This window comes from Arthrobacter sp. NPDC089319 (assembly GCF_040684925.1).
In the GTDB taxonomy this organism is placed as follows: Bacteria; Actinomycetota; Actinomycetes; order Actinomycetales; family Micrococcaceae; genus Crystallibacter.
The window spans coordinates 146,081-162,578 of record NZ_JBFBGZ010000003.1 but is presented as its reverse complement, the minus strand read 5'-3'; the positions used below and the strand labels follow the sequence as shown (position 1 = coordinate 162,578).

The 16,498-nt window shown below is 65.7% G+C and carries 18 protein-coding genes; 7 read left to right on the top strand and 11 right to left on the bottom strand.

The genetic code is table 11. The features are described 5' to 3' along the window. Positions 1 to 253 precede the first annotated feature (253 nt). Positions 254 to 2,572, top strand: coding sequence for an EAL domain-containing protein (locus tag AB0N75_RS05885; RefSeq protein ID WP_364646499.1), 2,319 nt, complete (start codon positions 254 to 256; stop codon positions 2,570 to 2,572). A gap of 121 nt (positions 2,573 to 2,693) precedes the next feature. Here the strand turns inward: AB0N75_RS05885 and AB0N75_RS05880 are convergent, their stop codons facing one another. The 3 genes from AB0N75_RS05880 to AB0N75_RS05870 form a co-directional block, all read right to left on the bottom strand. Beyond that, complete coding sequence (locus tag AB0N75_RS05880) at positions 2,694 to 3,074, bottom strand: DUF1801 domain-containing protein (protein ID WP_364646496.1); 381 nt, start codon at positions 3,072 to 3,074, stop codon at positions 2,694 to 2,696. Between the two features lie 43 nt (positions 3,075 to 3,117). Continuing rightward, complete coding sequence (gene idi / locus AB0N75_RS05875) at positions 3,118 to 3,648, bottom strand: isopentenyl-diphosphate Delta-isomerase (protein ID WP_364646493.1); 531 nt, start codon at positions 3,646 to 3,648, stop codon at positions 3,118 to 3,120. A 184-nt stretch (positions 3,649 to 3,832) separates the two neighbouring features. Further along, the gene (locus tag AB0N75_RS05870) at positions 3,833 to 4,327 is read right to left on the bottom strand and encodes a helix-turn-helix domain-containing protein (RefSeq protein ID WP_364646490.1); all 495 of its coding nucleotides are present in this window, start codon (positions 4,325 to 4,327) and stop codon (positions 3,833 to 3,835) included. Positions 4,328 to 4,399: 72 nt separating this feature from the next. Here AB0N75_RS05870 and AB0N75_RS05865 point away from each other — a divergent pair, with 72 nt between their 5' ends. The 3 genes from AB0N75_RS05865 to AB0N75_RS05855 are packed head-to-tail and all read left to right on the top strand — an operon-like array spanning position 4,400 to position 7,049. Beyond that, positions 4,400 to 5,737 carry an MFS transporter gene (locus tag AB0N75_RS05865; protein ID WP_364646488.1) on the top strand — a complete coding sequence of 446 codons (1,338 nt, stop codon included), beginning with the start codon at positions 4,400 to 4,402 and terminating at the stop codon, positions 5,735 to 5,737. Positions 5,738 to 5,763: 26 nt separating this feature from the next. After that, positions 5,764 to 6,141 (top strand): metalloregulator ArsR/SmtB family transcription factor, encoded by a 378-nt coding sequence (locus AB0N75_RS05860; RefSeq protein ID WP_364646485.1) that lies wholly within the window; start codon positions 5,764 to 5,766, stop codon positions 6,139 to 6,141. Beyond that, complete coding sequence (locus tag AB0N75_RS05855) at positions 6,138 to 7,049, top strand: cation diffusion facilitator family transporter (protein WP_364646482.1); 912 nt, start codon at positions 6,138 to 6,140, stop codon at positions 7,047 to 7,049. The genes AB0N75_RS05860 and AB0N75_RS05855 overlap by 4 nt, the downstream gene beginning before the upstream one ends. 26 nt (positions 7,050 to 7,075) lie before the next feature. Here AB0N75_RS05855 and AB0N75_RS05850 read toward each other — a convergent pair whose 3' ends face one another. Next, on the bottom strand, positions 7,076 to 7,531 hold the full coding sequence (locus tag AB0N75_RS05850; protein WP_364646479.1) for an Lrp/AsnC family transcriptional regulator: 456 nt from the start codon (positions 7,529 to 7,531) through the stop codon (positions 7,076 to 7,078). Positions 7,532 to 7,647: 116 nt separating this feature from the next. On the opposite strand from AB0N75_RS05850, the gene AB0N75_RS05845 reads away from it, so the two are divergent. The 3 genes from AB0N75_RS05845 to AB0N75_RS05835 all read left to right on the top strand — a co-directional run bounded on the left by AB0N75_RS05845 (position 7,648) and on the right by AB0N75_RS05835 (position 10,002). Further along, the gene (locus AB0N75_RS05845; RefSeq protein ID WP_364646477.1) at positions 7,648 to 8,271 is read left to right on the top strand and encodes a LysE family translocator; all 624 of its coding nucleotides are present in this window, start codon (positions 7,648 to 7,650) and stop codon (positions 8,269 to 8,271) included. A 256-nt stretch (positions 8,272 to 8,527) separates the two neighbouring features. Further along, positions 8,528 to 9,289: an FCD domain-containing protein gene (locus AB0N75_RS05840; protein WP_364646474.1), complete on the top strand. Its 762-nt coding sequence runs from the start codon at positions 8,528 to 8,530 to the stop codon at positions 9,287 to 9,289. Beyond that, positions 9,286 to 10,002 (top strand): cache domain-containing protein, encoded by a 717-nt coding sequence (locus tag AB0N75_RS05835; RefSeq protein WP_364646471.1) that lies wholly within the window; start codon positions 9,286 to 9,288, stop codon positions 10,000 to 10,002. Before AB0N75_RS05840 ends, AB0N75_RS05835 begins: the two co-directional genes overlap by 4 nt. A 13-nt stretch (positions 10,003 to 10,015) precedes the next feature. Here AB0N75_RS05835 and AB0N75_RS05830 read toward each other — a convergent pair whose 3' ends face one another. Genes AB0N75_RS05830 through AB0N75_RS05800 form a run of 7 tightly spaced genes read right to left on the bottom strand, consistent with a single transcriptional unit; the run spans position 10,016 to position 16,480 of the window. Then, complete coding sequence (locus AB0N75_RS05830; protein WP_364646468.1) at positions 10,016 to 10,858, bottom strand: gamma-glutamyl-gamma-aminobutyrate hydrolase family protein; 843 nt, start codon at positions 10,856 to 10,858, stop codon at positions 10,016 to 10,018. Beyond that, positions 10,855 to 11,595, bottom strand: coding sequence for a gamma-glutamyl-gamma-aminobutyrate hydrolase family protein (locus AB0N75_RS05825; RefSeq protein WP_364646465.1), 741 nt, complete (start codon positions 11,593 to 11,595; stop codon positions 10,855 to 10,857). The genes AB0N75_RS05830 and AB0N75_RS05825 overlap by 4 nt, the downstream gene beginning before the upstream one ends. Next, positions 11,592 to 12,323: an ABC transporter substrate-binding protein gene (locus AB0N75_RS05820; RefSeq protein ID WP_364646462.1), complete on the bottom strand. Its 732-nt coding sequence runs from the start codon at positions 12,321 to 12,323 to the stop codon at positions 11,592 to 11,594. The genes AB0N75_RS05825 and AB0N75_RS05820 overlap by 4 nt, the downstream gene beginning before the upstream one ends. Continuing rightward, entirely contained in the window at positions 12,320 to 13,747 is a 1,428-nt protein-coding gene (locus tag AB0N75_RS05815; RefSeq protein ID WP_364646459.1) for a glutamine synthetase family protein, read from the bottom strand. The genes AB0N75_RS05820 and AB0N75_RS05815 overlap by 4 nt, the downstream gene beginning before the upstream one ends. 36 nt (positions 13,748 to 13,783) lie before the next feature. Continuing rightward, positions 13,784 to 15,034, bottom strand: coding sequence for an FAD-dependent oxidoreductase (locus AB0N75_RS05810; RefSeq protein WP_364646456.1), 1,251 nt, complete (start codon positions 15,032 to 15,034; stop codon positions 13,784 to 13,786). A 2-nt stretch (positions 15,035 to 15,036) separates the two neighbouring features. Beyond that, on the bottom strand, positions 15,037 to 15,228 hold the full coding sequence (locus AB0N75_RS05805) for a ferredoxin (RefSeq protein WP_364646453.1): 192 nt from the start codon (positions 15,226 to 15,228) through the stop codon (positions 15,037 to 15,039). Positions 15,229 to 15,280: 52 nt separating this feature from the next. Beyond that, positions 15,281 to 16,480, bottom strand: coding sequence for a cytochrome P450 (locus tag AB0N75_RS05800; RefSeq protein WP_364646450.1), 1,200 nt, complete (start codon positions 16,478 to 16,480; stop codon positions 15,281 to 15,283). Between the last annotated feature and the right edge of the window lie 18 nt (positions 16,481 to 16,498).

The following is a 16,498-nucleotide window of genomic DNA, read 5'->3' as shown; positions in this document are numbered from 1 at the left end:
TCCGGTGGTCGACCAAGCGAGCGCCAGCGAGCGCGTGGAGACCAAGTGTCCACGGTGGTCGACCAAGCGAGCGCCAGCGAGCGCGTGGAGACCAAGTGTCCACGGCCGGATCTCCACGCGGCCGCAAGCGGCCTTGGTCGATCACCGGCATCGCCGCGGAGAGTCAGCGTTGATAGCTTGCATATCACAGCTACCATTGGTGAAACGAAAGCATCAGACGGCAGAAGTGGGGGAACGGAATGCCGGCAGTATCATGACGGCCACCACCAAAGCGGCGGTCGCCTTGTCGTGGGCTGCCATCGCCGGCATTTCCGCCGCGGGGCTGCTGGTACTGGTGCAGGTAGTTGCCGCCTCATTCGTCGCGCCGCCCCGCTTCAGCCTGGTGGCGGCTATTTCCGTGGTGGTCCTGATCCTGGCCTGGCACCTCCGCGTGGATACGCCCTTGATGCGGCGCCAGACCACTGCGGCGATGACCGCCGTGGTCATTGCCTGCAACGACCTGACCGCGCCACTTCATCAGACCGTGGCGGTGGTGGGAGTGGGGCTGCTGGCCACGCGGTTGGTGTTCCGGCGGTTCCGGTGGGCGGACCTGTATTGGTTCATCAGCCGCCTGCTTGCCTCCGCCATCCTGGTGGCGGTATTCCAGGATGCCCAGGCAGCCGGCATCTTCTGGCCGGTCGCGCTGGTGGCAGGCTGGCTTGCTTTCTTCCTCACGGCGATTGCGGTCGAGGGCGCGTTCACCACGTCGTCGAATCGGCGCAGCACGTTCCGCAACGGCATCGGCTGGCCGCCTGCGCTCGGCACGCTGGCCATCAACCTTCTCCTCTGCCTGGCCGGGCAGCACGCCGCGATGCAGTTCCACCGCGAGGGCGTCCAAGCGTTCTTCCTCGTCTTCTCCTCCGTCCTGGCGCTGGCCGTGACCGGCTGGCTGCGCAACCGGGACCTGCGCCGCCGCCTCACCGGACTGGTGGACGCTTCGTTGGAGCTGCCCTGGAATCCGGATGGACTCGACAAAACTTTGCTCGCCGCCGCCAGCGCCTCCGTGCGGGCGGACAACGTGACGCTGCAGCCCGAGGCTCCGGCGGACAAGGAAATCGGCGTCCGGATGCGCCGCTGGGACGACGGCGACAACTACCTGGTGGCCTCACGGAACGGCGGCGCCCAGTTCACCGAAGAAGACGAGCAGGTGCTCGACGCGCTGGCGCACGTGGGCAGCATTATGGTCCGCCACGACGAACTGGTGCACGAACTGCGGCTGCAGGCGGACACGGATGCCTTGACCGGCCTAGGCAACCGGCGCACGCTCTGGCACCGGTTGGCCGAGATCAACACCGGCAGGGAACTCGGCGAGGCCATCGCCGTCGTCTATCTTGATCTGGACGAGTTCAAGTCCGTCAACGACCAGCACGGCCACGACGTGGGTGACCTGCTGCTGACCGCCACCGCGCAGCGCATCCGGTCGGAGATCCGTCAGGAAGACGTCGCTGCGCGCATCGGCGGCGACGAATTCGTCGTCGTGCTCCGCGACGTTGGCACCGAGGCGGACGCCCGCGTGGCGGCCGAGCGCATTGCTGCCACGATCTCCCGGCCGCTCACCGCCCACGGCAGTACGGTGCAGGTCAAAGCAAGCATCGGCGTGGCCTACTCCGGCCGCCCGGCAAAGGACATCGAGGAGCTGCTAAGGAACGCCGACGCCTGCATGTACGGGGCCAAGCGCCTGCAGCAGCGACTGCGTGAGGGCGGGCGCACCGGTTCCGGTTCCGAAACCAGCCTGACCGTGGCCGTGGAACGCGGCATCCGGCGGCACCGGCTGCGGGTGGCGCTGCAGCCCATCATCGCGCTGGACCTGGACGCGATTGTGGGCTTCGAGACGCTGGCCCGCTACGAAGACGAGGAACTGGGCAACATTCCGCCGGACCAATTGGTGGAGGAAGCAAACCGGTTGGGCCTGCTCAACGAGCTGACCATTCAGATCATCGACGGTGCGGCCGCCGCGATGGAGCGGGTGTGCGAGATCAGCGACCTGCGCTCGATCTCCGTCAACGTGGAGCTGGGCCAGCTCACCCCGGGCTCCACCGTGGTGGATCGGCTGCGCCGGATGCGCGCCGAGGCGCCGGAATTGAACGTCATTATTGAGTTGACCGAGAACTCGCTGGACACCATGACCGAGGAGTGCCGGATCATGCTGGCCCAGCTGCGCAGCGAGGGCTTCAAGATCGCCGTGGACGACTTCGGCTCCGGCTATTCGTCCATGAACTCGCTGACCGAGTTCGCCTTCGACATCGTCAAGGTGGACCGCGCGCTGGTCAGCGGGCACGACGGGAGCGCCCGGAACATCGTGGTCAGCCACCTGATCGCCATGTTCACCGCGCTGAAGGCGGATGTGGTGATCGAGGGCATCGAGACTGAAGAGGCCGTGGAATGGCTGGCCGGCTGCCCGAACCTGAACGTGCAGGGCTTCTACTTCGGCCGGCCCATGTGGCCGGATGAGCTCATCGCCCGGCTGGAAACTTCCGGCAAGGCTGCGCGGCCGGCATCGGCGAGGCTTGCACACCCCGCCATGGTTGACTAGCGACGGCGGAGCCCGGCTCAGCTCGCCGTCCCACCCGGCCGTCGTTGACTAGCGACGGCGGAGCCCGGCTCAGCTCGCCGTCCCACCCGGCCGTCGTTGACTAGCGACGGCGGAGCCCGGCTCAGCTCGCGGCTTGCCTGACTAGCTCGGCGATCTTGGCTTCCCCGGCTTCGCTCAGCTTCGACAGCGCGTACGACGTGGGCCACATGCCGTCATTCTCATCGAGGTTCGCGTCCTCGTTGAATCCGAACGTGGAGTACCGCACTTTGTCCCCCTGTCCGCTGCGGAAGAAACATACAACCTTCCCGGCTTTGGCGTAGGCGGGCTGGCCGTACCACAGCTTGGGCAGCAGCTCCGGCGCTGCCGTAGTCACGATGTTGTGCAGGCGCTCCGCCATGTCGCGGTCCGGCATCGGCATCTCCGCGATCTTTGACAGCACTGCTGCCTCATCGGCTGCTGCCTTTTTCTTCTGCTTCTCGCTGGCTTTGGATTCAGCTGCCATCACACGGCTCCTCTAGTGGCTGGTGGTTTCTCCTACGACGAAGCTACTGCAATTGCTCCAAGGCCTTCAGTTGCAGCACGATCCATGGGCTGAACGCCCAGGGCGCAGCAGTTGCGGCTGTCTGCAAATCCGACGGGAGCACCCAGCGGTACTCTGCCACTTCGTCATCCCTCGGATCGGGTTCACCCACTGCCAGCGCGGTGTAGACCGGGCAGAACTCGTTCTCCACCACTCCGGAGGCGTCCACCGCCCGGTAGCGGAAGTCCGGCAGCACCAGCTTTAGGTCTTCGAGTTCCAGCCCCAGCTCGTAGCGCACGCGGCGCCGCACGGCGTCGGCCATCTGCTCCCCCGGCGCAGGGTGTCCGCAGGCGGAGTTGGTCCATACGCCCGGCCAGGTCAACTTGTTCAACGCGCGCCGGGTGACCAGCACCCGTCCTTCGGCATCGGAAATGTGGCAGGAGAACGCTAAGTGCAGTGGCGTCTCCCCTGTGTGGATTGCGGCCTTGTCAGCCACGCCGGACGGCTTCAGATTCTCGTCCAGCAGTACTACCTGCTCAGCGCCGTTGACCGTCATGTTCGCCTGCCAACTGCAGGCCGCTGCCTGCGAAAGAACCCCGCACAGCGGTCAATCGTCGTCATGTCCGCCATCTTACGGGCGCAGCGGACGGACCCGAATTCGAGTTGTGCCGCCTCCACCCGTTCCAAGAGCCCTCCCGTCGGGAAACCTGACGTCACCTACGTAGGTCCATCCCGCTGATTCACACGAGCACGCCGGCCGGTTGCAGTTTGTCCCGGGCGTTCTTCCAGGGTTTCACCCAAGCCATCTCCTCCGGGACCAAGACTTCCCCGCACACACTGCAGCTCTCCGCGTGCGTGGTTTCGTTGCCGCAGGCCTCGTGGATCATGGTCATGTGCGCTCCGCCGGCGGGCATGCCGGTATGCCGTTCACCCCAGAGGGCGAGTTGCTGCAGCACCGGCAGTAGTTCTGCCGCGGCCTCGGTGGCGGCGTACCCCTGGCGGGTACGGCCCCCGTCGCGGTAGTCGACGCGGACCAGCAGGCCGGCATCCACCATGGAGTGGAGCCGACGGCTGAGCACGGCTTCAGAGATGCGCAGGTTTTCTCGTAGCCAGTCGAACCGTCCGCGCCCATGAAGGACGTCGCGAACGATCAGCAGGATCCACGGATCACCCAGGAGGTCGAGCGAGCGCCGGATCGGACACAGTTCAGCTGACCAGTCGGATCGAAGCGGCATGTCGTTCCCTTCCCATCGATTCGTCGATTACACTGCTGCTGACAGTATAGCTTCCTTCAAGAAAGTCAGCCCATGGCGCGCCCCTTGTCCGGCCCACTCCACCCGCCCAAGCGCTTCCGCATCCACCCGGCATGGTGGGTCGCCGCGGTGGCGTTCCTCGCCCTGCTCAGTGCTGCCGGCTTCCGGGCAGCGCCGGGTGCACTGATGATGCCGCTGCACCACGAGTTCGGCTGGTCAACGAGTGCCATGTCGCTGGCGGTGAGCGTCAACCTGTTGCTCTACGGGTTGACCGCTCCATTCGCCGCCGCACTGATGGACCGGTTCGGCATCCGGCGCGTGGTCGCAACGGCGCTGGCAATGGTGGCAGTGGGCGCTGGTGGCAGTGTGTTCATGACCGCCTCATGGCAGCTGTTGGTCTTCTGGGGATTGCTGATCGGCCTGGGCACCGGTTCGATGGCGTTGGTGTTCGCCGCGACCATTGCCAACAGATGGTTCGTCCGGCGCCGCGGACTGGTCATGGGCATTCTCACCGCGGGCTCCGCGACCGGCCAGCTCGTCTTCCTTCCGCCCGTTGCCGCTCTGGCCGAAGGAGTGGGGTGGCGCGCCGCGTCCCTTCTGGTTGCGGCAGCGGCGCTCATAGCCGTCCCTGCCGTCTGCCTGGTGATGCGCGATTACCCCGAAGACCGCGGCGCCCTTCCCTACGGCGCCGACGCAGCGTCATACGTCCGCCCGGCACGTGCCGTCGGCGGCGCATCCCGGCGGGCGTTCGAGGGCCTAGCCTCCGCGGCCCGGCAGCGCTCGTTCTGGGCTCTGGCGATTGCGTTCGCAATCTGCGGCGCAACGACGAACGGACTCATCGGCATCCACTTCATCCCCTCCGCGCACGACCACGGCATGCCCACCACCACGGCCGCCGGCCTGCTGGCCGTCGTCGGCATCTTCGACATAGCCGGCACCATCGCCTCCGGTTGGCTCACGGACAAGTTCGACCCTCGCAAACTCCTTGTCGCCTACTACGTGTTCCGCGGAGCCGGCCTGCTGATGCTCCCCTGGCTCTTGGCGGAATCCGTGCACCCCAGCATGATTCTGTTCATCGTGGTCTACGGTCTCGACTGGGTCGCGACGGTCCCGCCCACCGCCGCGCTGTGCCGCGAGATCTTCGGCGACCGCGGCACCATCGTCTTCGGCTGGGTGTTCGCCGCGCACCAGATCGGCGCTGCGGCCGCCGCGCTGGGGGCAGGCGTAATCCGCGACGTCTTCGGCACCTACACCTACGCGTGGTGGGGTGGCGCCGCCATGTGCGTGCTTGCCGCCATCCTCTCCATCGTCGTCAAGCGCACCCGCGCCAACACACAACTCACAGCGCTAGCCGCTGACGAGAAGGAAACAACCCCAGAGGTTCGACGGTAGACCCAAATGACCGATATCATCGCCATATGACGATGCAACGGGAACGCGCTGCCGACCGAACCGGAGACTTGGCGCCTGCGGCTGCGTTGTTCCACAGCCTCTCGGACCCCACCAGGCTGACCATCCTGCAGCACTTGACCACCGGCGAGCACAGGGTCCGCGACCTGACCGAGCATCTGGGGCTGGCCCAGTCCACGGTCAGCGCACACCTTGCGTGCCTGAACGACTGCGGCCTGGTCACCTCGCGCCCGGTGGGACGGGCTTCGCTGTACTCGCTCACCACCGAGCCCGAACTGCTGGCAGCACTATCCGCCGCGGAGCGCCTGCTTGAAGCGACGGGCTACGCCGTCGAACTGTGCCCCACTGTCACCGGGAGCCGGGCGGCCACGGAGGCGTCTGCATGAGCGGCCACCACCATCATGCCGGGCCGACCCACCGCGGCCGGCTGGCCATAGCCTTCGCCATCACGGCAACCATCCTGATTGCCGAAGTGGTCGGCGCCTTCATCACCGGCAGCCTTGCGCTGCTGGTGGACGCCGGGCACATGCTGACCGACGCCGGCGGCCTCCTGATCGCCCTGATGGCCGCATCGCTCATGGTCCGTCCGCACACGCCGCGCCGGACCTGGGGCTACCTCCGGATGGAAGTGCTTGCGGCGGGTGCGCAGGCCGCGATCCTGCTGGCGGTGGGAATCTACGCGCTGGTCGAAGGTGTCCAGCGGCTGTTCGCCCCGCCGGAAGTCAACGCGGACGGCCTGCTGGTTTTCGGCATCATCGGCCTGCTGGGAAACATTGCGTCCATGCTGGTGCTCAGCGCCGGCCGCAATGCCAACCTCAACCTGCGGGCGGCGTTCCTCGAGGTGGTCAACGATGCCCTCGGCTCGGTGGCCGTTATTATCAGCGCCGTCGTCATCGCCACCACCGGGTGGACCCAGGCAGATGCCCTGGCCGCCATGCTGATTGCGCTGCTGATTGTGCCGCGGACCATCAAGATCCTGCGGGAAGCCGGCAGCATCCTGCTGGAAACCGTGCCGAAGGGCCTCGACCTAGAGGACGTCCGCCAGCACATCCTGGAAGTGCCGCACGTGCTGGCCGTGCACGATCTGCACGCGTCGCGGATCTCCTCTAACATCCCGGTGCTCAGCGCCCATGTAGTGATTGAGGATTCCTGCTTCGTGGACGGCCATGCCCCGCAGGTGCTGGACCAACTGCAGCAGTGCGTGGCCGAACACTTCGTGGTCAGCGTGGAACACTCCACCTTCCAGCTGGAACCTGCCGGGCATCTGGAGCACGAGCACCCGGCGCACGACTAATCGGAACGGCCGGCACCGGCTGCCCGCTACGGGATCGGCACGGTGCCGATCGGGCCGAAGCGCTTCATCACCATGGTCGACGTAAGCCGCTGGACGCCAGGCAGGCCGCCGAGCGCGGTGTCATAGAGCACTTGATAGGCGGCCAGATCGCGGGTCAGGACCCTCAGCATGTAGTCGATCTCTCCGAACAGCCGCTGGGCATCGACGATGTTCGGCACGGCGGTGACGGCCGCCTCGAAGGCGGCGATGGTCTCCAGATCGGTGCGTCCCAAAGTCACGAAGAGAATCGCCTCAAAGTGGAGCCCAACGGCCTCCGGAGACACGACGGCGCGGTAGCGTTCGATCGCTCCCGACTGTTCGAGATCTTTCAGCCTTCGATGGCACGAGGAGAGGCTCAGCCCCACCCGACTGGCAAGGTCGGTGGCACTCATCCGCCCGTCGTCTTGGAGCAGTGAAAGAATCTCCCGACTTAATGCATCCACGCCGGTAATTGTTTCACAACAACCGGCAATCAGGCAGGAGAAGCGCAGAACATTTCACCGATTTCGGCGTAGCATTTACGGCTGTTGGGAAAGGTCACAGGGAAAGAAGAAGCTCCATGGATATGTCGCTGGTCCTCCAGTTTTGGGTGGTGGCGCTGCTGCTAGCGCTCACGCCGGGGGCGGACTGGGCATATGCCATCGGCGCTGGCCTGCGGGCGCCCTCGGTGGCCCCGTCGGTGCTGGGAATGGCGTTCGGCTATGCGGTGGTGGTCTGCATCATCGCCGTTGGAGCGGGCGCCTTGGTCACGCAGTACCCGATGTCGCTCACCGTGCTGACCATCGCCGGCTCGGCGTATTTGATCTACTTGGGCGTGAACACTCTGGTCAGCAAGGCTGGTCAGGTGACCGCCAGCGACGCTCCCCTCGGGCATGCCCCAGCCGCCCAGTTTTTCCGCGGCGCCGGCGTCAGCGGGATCAACCCCAAGGGACTGCTCCTGCTGCTGGCGCTGCTGCCGCAGTTCACCTCGCCCGCCGGTTGGCCGTCGGCAGCGCAGATGCTGTTCCTCGGCGGACTGCACGTGGTCAACTGCCTCTACATCTACTTCGCCGTCGCACTGCTAGCCCGGCGCATCCTTCGCTCGAAGCCCCGCGCCAGCGCCATCCTTGCCAAGGCTTCCGGCCTGATTATGGTGCTGATCGGGTTGGGCATATTGGTGGAAAAGGGCGCCGAACTGCTCTAGGAGCACGCTCGCATCCCCATTTCCAGCTGGGAACTTCACCGGGAATTGACTGCCCGGCCTTTCCCTTTCGGCCTGATTATCCGTGCGAGCCGAGAAATGGCCAACAATCAGTTCGGTTTTCAGCACCTGCAGCCGAAGCCCCATTAAAAGCTGCGCTCGAATTGATGGTGTTCTTCGGTCGTGCGGGTAGAATATGCGTGGTCGAGAATGGGACCGAAGTCCCCGGCATTTGAGCGGATCCTTAGGAGAGCAACTCGTGGCTTCACCGCTGGCGCTGCAGTCCCAGATCTATCGGTCGCTGCCTGAGATGGAACGCTCTGAAGCCATCGTCCGCCGGATCTCTACAGCAATCTCCTTAGGCATGCTCCGGGTTGGAGAGCGACTCCCTGTTGAGGCGGAACTGTCGGAGATGTTTGGGGTTGCCGGCGCGACCCTTCGGGATGCTCTGGCCGTCCTGCGCAAGCAAGGCGTCGTCGAGACCCGGCGGGGGCGAAACGGCGGGACTTTCGTGATCAAGTCCCCCGCCACCCCGGAAGAGAACTTGCGCCAGTACCTGCGCGAAACCTCCATCGCCGACCTTCGCGATCTGGGCGACGAACAGACGGCGGTGGGCGCGGCCGCCGCACGTCTGGCCTGCGACCGGGCTGACCCCAAGGACTTGGACCGCTTGGAACGGTTGGCCCACGGGCTTGAGCAAGCGACCACGCCGGAAACCCAGGCGCGGGCCGATAGCCGCTTCCATATAGAACTGGCCGTGGTAGCCCAATCCCCCCGGCTGACCAGTCAGGAAATCAAGCTGCAAGCCGAAGTCGGACAACTCCTGTGGACTCCCTTGGCAGGCGTATTCGACGAGCAGCTCGCTGCCCGCGAACACGCGGGAATCGTTACCGCTGTGCGGGAAGACGACCCCGACCGGGCACAGCGCCTGGTCTTGGAACACATCCGTCGCAACACGTATCACTTGATCGATACCAAGCTGACCCTCACGCATGCCGGCGAAGAACAGGAGAATTCATGACCGCGCCAGCAACTTCACAGGCTGCCGACAGCGCAGCCGCCATCGAGGCATGGCTCAACGGGCTGTATCAGGACCTGCACGCGTCGTCGAAGGACGTGGCAAACCAGCTAGAGGAAAGAATTTCCTCAGGCAGCAACATATCACCCGCCGACATTGTGGGTATTGCCGAAATGGCCGCATCATTTTTGGATTCACACGACATAGCCGTTGGCGCCGGCGAAATATTTTCCCTTTCGGCTATCAAGGATGCCGAAGGCGTGCTGGAATGGTGGATCCGGAACGATTCAGGCGGTATTGAAAAGTTCGGCTTTGATTTAGCCCCTGAGGGTGATCGGTTCTACGATTACGAGAAGCTGCCTTGGTTCTCGATTGCAGCGAAAACAGGACGCCAATCGATCTCCGGCCCGTACGTGGACTACTTGGGCTTCGACGAATACATCGTCACCTGCGCTGTTCCGACTTATGTTCATGGCCGGTTCATCGGCGTCACGGGCTGCGACATCCGAATCCGGGACCTGGAGAACAAGTTGATTCCGATCGTCCGTCGGATCCCGGGCGATGCCGCCCTCCTGAACGACCAGAACCGCGTCATCCTGGGCAATTCGGGCCGCTTTATCGTGGGTGAACGGATCAAGTCCGAGCCCGACGGTTTCGCTTTCCTGCCGCTGGACGTGCCCAACCTGAACCTGCGGCTGATCTGCCCAACCAACTAGGCAGACCAGCCCTTCAGGCGTCGACCCGGTCTGCCAGCCGTAAGGCGTTATCTCCCCTCCGGTCTTGCTCTAGTCGGCTGAAGCGGACGAACTCGGCAAACAACGCTGTCCGGTCAACCGCGTTCCCGTCCGAATCCTCCGGGTGCCACTGCACGCCGACCACCCAGGTCTTGCCCGGATGCTCGGTCCCTTCGACAACGCCGTCATCAGCAACCGCTATGGCCGTCAGTTCGGTGGCCACCGTCCCCACCGCCTGGTGGTGACCCGAGCGCACGGTGATCCGTTCGCTGCCCATGATCGCGGCCAGCTTGGAGCCGGGCAGCAGCCGGATGGACTCGTCCAGAAACATCGGGCTTCCCGGGCCTCCGCGATGCAGCTGCCACGGGTCCAAGTCCGGAATCAGGGTGCCGCCGCAGGCCACGTTCAGTAACTGCGAACCCCGGCAGATGGCCAGCATCGGCTGGTCCCGCGTGAGAACACCCCGAATCAGCTCCAGGCAGTACTCGTCCGCGCGGCGGTCCACGCCGTAAGTATTCGGCACCGGATCGTGGTGACCGTACAGCGCGCCGTCCACGTCGCCGCCGCCCAGGAAGAGCACGCCGTCGTAGGCGGTCAGCTCCGCGGCCGGCAGCAGGTCCGTAGCCGCACTGTCCACCAGTTCGGCGCGGGCACCCGCAGCCACAAGGGTCTCCAAGGCTGTCCGAGTGAACCGCTCCATGAGTTCCAGCGTTTGGTCCGTCATGCCGGGAAAAGTCAGGGAGACCACGACGGCGATCCGCGGCGCGTCTGCGGCCAGGTCCGCAAGCCCGGACGGCAGCACACGTGCGGGCTGCACCCGTAGCTGCCGGGCGCTCACCGCGAACCTGCCCCGGCCAGTCCGCCCTCCGTGACGGCGACACGACGCCGTGCCGCCGCCTGCACCACCCACTGGAACAGCGCGTGGTCGCTGGCATTGGTCTCCGCGGTATCCTCCGGGTGCCACTGGACCGCCAGCATCGGGGCTCCCGGCACTTCCACCGCTTCCACCACGCCGTCGCTGGCGCTAGCGGCAACCGTCAGGCCTTCACCTAATTTGCCGATCGCCTGGTGATGATAGGAGGAGACGTCCGCCGCACCGCCGCCGATGACCTCAGCCAGCAAGGAGCCCGCGGCGACCTGCACCGGATGGACTGTGCCCTTGTGCTGCACCTCCCCGGGGCCCAGATGCTGGATCAAAGTTCCGCCGCGACCAACGTTCAGAAGCTGCAGTCCGCGGCAGATCGCCAGCAGCGGAACGTCCGCGGCAAGACAGCCCTCGATGATCCCGGTCTCGTAGGCGTCCTGGCCGTCATAGTCGGTGGGCCAGTAGTGCTCGTCGGGCTCGGCTCCGTAGAGCGACGGCGCCACGTCGGCTCCACCCGGCAGCACGACGCCGTCCAGCCGGGCAAGCTGCTCCGCCGGAGAATCACCGGTTCCCGGAAACATGATCACCGGCTCACCCCCGGCCCGGACGATGCAGCGGAGCACCGCGGCGGCAACGGCGACGCCGTCGTAGCGCAGGCCGTGGACCGAGCTTGACCACATGCCCGGCACCCCGATCAGCGGACGAGTCATGCCCGGACCTCGGTGGCCAAGGGGAACGGCAGGTGCGGCATCCACTCGGCCCAGGCCGCCCCCAGCCGGCCGTCCGAGATCACGGTGACCAGCGCAGCGTTGAGTCCGGCCAGCAGCTGCTGGTTATCCTTCGCCACGCCGATGCCCCAGTGGTTGCCGGTCCGGGCCGTGAAGGCCACATCGTAGGCAGGATCCTCCCCCAGCGGGACGGTCACGACGTCGTCGTCAATCATCGCGTCCACGTCACCGTTGCGCAGCGCCGCGAGCATGTCGGCGAAAACGTCGTCGCTGGCACCGAAGGCCACCGGAATGATCCCCGGGAAGGTGGAGGCCAGGCGCATATTGGCGCTGCCTTCGATGGCGCCGACGCGGTAACCGGACAGGTCCTCCGGGGCACGTGCCGGATCGCCCTTCCGCACCAGGACGGTCTCGTCGAATACCGCGTACGGCTTGGTGAAGTCCACCAGCGCCTGGCGCTCGGGGATGATGCCTTGGCCGCACCAGACCGCGTCGACTTTGTGGTCTTGCACGGACGGGAGCATGTCGTCCCACGGCATGCACGCCCACTCGACGTGCAGGCCCATCACCGAAGCGACCAGTTCGGCAGCCGCGGGTTCATACCCGCGCCGCTGGCCGCTGGTGTCGGCGCGGCTGAACAGTGGCGGAGCCTCTGAGTCGATGCAGGCCAGCCGCAGGATCCCCGGGGTCAAGGTCTGAACGCCGCTCACGGGATGGTCTCCCAGTACATCTCGCGGTCCCATTCGGTGATGGCGCCGCAATAGCGGGCCCATTCCTCCTGCTTGAGCTGGGTGTAGATCGCCACCAGGTCCTCCGGCAGCGCAGCGGTGAGGTAGGTGTCCGAGACGAACGCGTCGATGGCGTCGCCCAGGGTGAGCGGCAGTTGGCCGCCGCCGGGGCCGTCGGCTCCACTGTCGGGTAGGCCCGGATCCAGTTGACGGTTCAGACCGTCCTGCATCGCGGCGATCAGCAGCGTGTGGGACAGATAGGGGTTCACCGCGGCGTCCGGGACGCGGTACTCCATCCGGCCGTTCGAGGAGATGCGGATCAGGCAGCCGCGGCTGTCCAGCCCCCAGTTGGCCAGGCTTGGCGCGAATTGGCCGGCGTCCCAGAACCGTTTGTAGGAGTTTACGGTGGAAGCCATCACCGCCATTGAGCCCGGCGCGTGGGCGAGCAAGCCGCCGATGGCGTGCTTCGCCGTCTCCGAGACGTGAAGCTCTACCCGCCCGGCGTCCTCGATGACGTTGGTGTCGCCGTCCCACAGGCTCAGGTTGTGGTGGCAGCCGTTGCCCATCTGTCCGTTGTAGGGCTTCGGCATAAAGCTGGCGGTGACGCCGAATTCGCGGGCCACCTGCTTGCAGATCTGCCGGTAGGTCACCAGCCGGTCGGCAGTGTTTTCCACCCGGTCATACATCCAGTTCAGTTCGAGCTGGCCGTCGTCCTCATAGTCGCCCTCGATCATGTCCAGGCCCATGGCCTTGGCATAGGTGATCAGCTGCTTGTAGATGGGACGCATCCTCTCCAGGTTCTCCACCTGATAGGCGGGGCTGGTGCCTGGCTTCTTGACCACCTCCAGTCCGGGTCCCTCCCATGTCATTTCCGGTTCGGTTCCGGAGCGGACCTCGAACCCGGTCCGGGCGGTGAATGCCTCGTGTGATCGGATCAGCAGGGACCGGGTGTCGACCGGCATCAGGCGGCCCCCGACCTCCGGCAGGTGCGGGGGCTCGTAGGCGGTGCAGAAGATGCGTGCCACCGAGGTGTCCCACGGCAGCACCACGAAGGTGTCCGGCTCCGGCAGCGCCCAGAACTCGCGGGCCTCGATGCCGCCGCCGATCAGGTTGCCGTAGCGGTCGTTCTGCAGATCGGACAGCGCGGTGCGGTGAAAGCAGATGCCCTTTTCCAAGTTGCGGCGGAAGTGGTTGGCGGGAACCATCTTCGCCACCATCCGCGAGCCGATCGTCGGCAGCGCGTAGTAGACGTATTCCACGCCTGCTTCTTCGATCTTGCGGCCGAGTTCGCGCACCGTTTCGGGGCGCAGGTTGCGCTCTTGATGGCGCATGAAGGCATCGCGGTCGGCCAGTACCGCTTGCATCTCGACGGCGGCCGTGTCCGGCCGTACGGGTGTCAGTGTCATCTCAGTCTTCTTTCGGGTCGGTAACCAGGCTGCCGTCTAGACGGCGGCCAACTGGGAGCCGGCGGGCAGGCCGGCGTCGGTCACGAGCTTGCGGTAATGCAACTGGCGGTCGGCGGGCAGTGCAGAGGTGACGGCGGCGATGAGGCGGTCGCCGCGGTAATAGGCCAGGGCGGCGCCGTCGGCGGGCCGCAATGGGTCCCCTTCCAGGACCTCTATCCGGTCGGCAACCGCCGGGCTGCCAACGCCTTGGACGCGGATGCCGAAGATGTCCGTCCAGAACGAGGGCAGCGGCGCCGCGGGTTCCGGTGTTGGGCTGCAGTTCAGTCCCGCGACCAGGGCGGGAGCAGCGATCTTGGCGGTATCGGTCGGGTTGGCCCAGTGCTCCACCCGGCGTGGCCCGGTGCCGGCGCGTCGGTCCGGGTAGCGCGCCACGTCACCGACGGCAACCACGTGTTCCGTCCCGAGCACCCGCAGATGCCCGTCGCAGAGCACGCCGTCGGTCAGGTCCAGACCGTTGCCGGCCAGCCACTCGACGTTAGGCTGCGAACCGACAGCCTCCATCACGGCATCGGCAGGTACTTCGCTACCACCGGTCAGGCGGACACCGGTGCAGCGCTGCGGTCCGTCGGTCCCGTCATCCTGCCAGGTGAACGCGGCGACGCGTTCACCCGAGAGGCACTCGACCCCGCGTTCGGCCAGAAAGTTTCGCATGCCGGCGCTGAGTTCACGGCCGAGCGTGCGCTGCATCGGCCCGCTGCTGCCTTCGATCAAGGTCACCCGACAACCCAGCAGCGTCGCGGTGGCAGCTATCTCGCAGCCGATGAACCCTGCACCGATCACAACGATCCGGGCATCCGGCCGCAGATCCCGGTGCAGTCCCAGCGCGTCCTCCAGGGTGCGGATGACGTGTCTGCCATGCAGCGGACCCGGCACCCGGACCCGCGCCGGCCGCAGCCCGGTGGCCACTACCAATCCGTCGTAGCCCAACTCCTCGCCGGTCGCCAAAGTCAGCCTCCGGCCGGTGAGGTCCGCCCCGATCACCGGCGCACCGAGCTTCCAGTCGATGTCGGTGGCGGTGCGGCGCTGCCGCAGCGTCACCGTCGCCAGGGCTTCCTGGATCGAGCCCGGCGACTTCAGCAACTCCTTTGATAGCGGCGGCCTGTTGTACGGAGGGTGGATTTCCCCGCCGATGACGAGGATTTCTTCCTCCCAGCCCGCGGAACGTAGCTGTTCGGCGGCGCGCAAACCTCCCATCGAGGCTCCGGCGATGGCGATTCTGCGGGCCATGATCAGTCCTTGAGGAAAATCGCTTGGACAGGGCAGACGTCGATGGCTTCTTCGACAACGTCCAGGAGCGAGTCTTCGAGCGTCGGCTCGTATTCGAGGACGCCGTCCGGATTCATCCGGAAGACTTCCGGGGCTGCGATAGCGCACTGGCCATGGTTGTCGCACAAGCTGCGGTCGACATCAACGGTCTTCATGGGGATCCTGCTTTCTGTTGGTGCTGGGGTGCTGTCTAGTGCTGCCTGCCGGCTAGCCGCGCTTTGTGAAGCCGATCGGCAGGCGGGTGGGACCCGTGTTGCCGGAATCCGGAAGCCACTCGTCTCCGCCAATCAGATGGGGGTCGGCAATCCGGCTGGCCAGCAGCGGCAGGGCCTCGCTCATGTCCGCCCGCGCAACGAAGTGGCCCAGGCAGTGGTGCACGCCGCCGCCGAAGCCGTAATGCGGCGCGTGTTCGCCCAGCAGGTCCATTTCGGGGTTGGGGAACGCCATCGGGTCGGTGCCCGAGGACTGGGTGAAGAGGTGGACGGTGGTTCCCTTTTCGATGAACAGGTCCTGGTAGGTGAAATCCTCCACTGCTTCCCGGGTGACCCAGGTGACCGTCGGATTGGTCCGCATGACCTCGTCGACAGCCTTGGCACCCAGCTCCGGCCGCTCAGCCAGCAGCTCCCACTGCTCCGGGTTGCGGATGAAGGACTGCATCGCCAGGCCCAACTGGTTGCGGGTAGTGTCCATGCCACCGAAGATCAGCAGCACCAGTGCGTTGCGCAGTTCCTCGTCGCTGAGCCGGTCACCGTCCCGACTGGCGAGCACCAGACGGCTGACGAAGTCCTCCCCCGGGTTGGTCTGGCGGTCCCTGATCAGCTCGTCGGCGTATTCATACAGCTCGGCCACAGCCGCCTCGACCTTGTCCAGGTCCCGCTTGAAGGTCACGCCGAGTGCCAGTCCCACGGTGGAGGCCAACCTGGCGATCTTTGGCCATTCGCTCTCCGGAATACCCAACAGGATGGTGAGCACCCGGGTGGCGTAAGGCTCAGCGAAGTCGCGGATGAACTCGCACTCGCCCTGGTCGATGAACGCGTCTACCAACTCGTTTGCCAGGGCCTGGAAGCGCGGAACCAGGTCCTTGATCAGCCGCGGCGAGAACGCCGGGTTGAGCAGCCGGCGGATGCGGTGGTGGTCCTCGCCTTCCAGCACCAGCAGATTCTTGGTCCACCAGTCGTAGAACAAGCCGCCGTGAACCCCGTTGTGGGCGGGCCACTGGGCACTGCCCTGCTTGAGCTTGGGGCTCTTGAGCAGCTTGCTCACCTCGTCGTACCGCAGCACGGCGATGCCAAAATTGGTCCTCGCGTACCAGCTGGCCGCGCGTGCGTTGCGCAGTTCTTCGGACTGCATGGCGAACGACGGATCCGAAATGTTCAGGTACGGAATGTCAACAGTGGGCGTACTCATGGTTGGAACCTTTTCCTC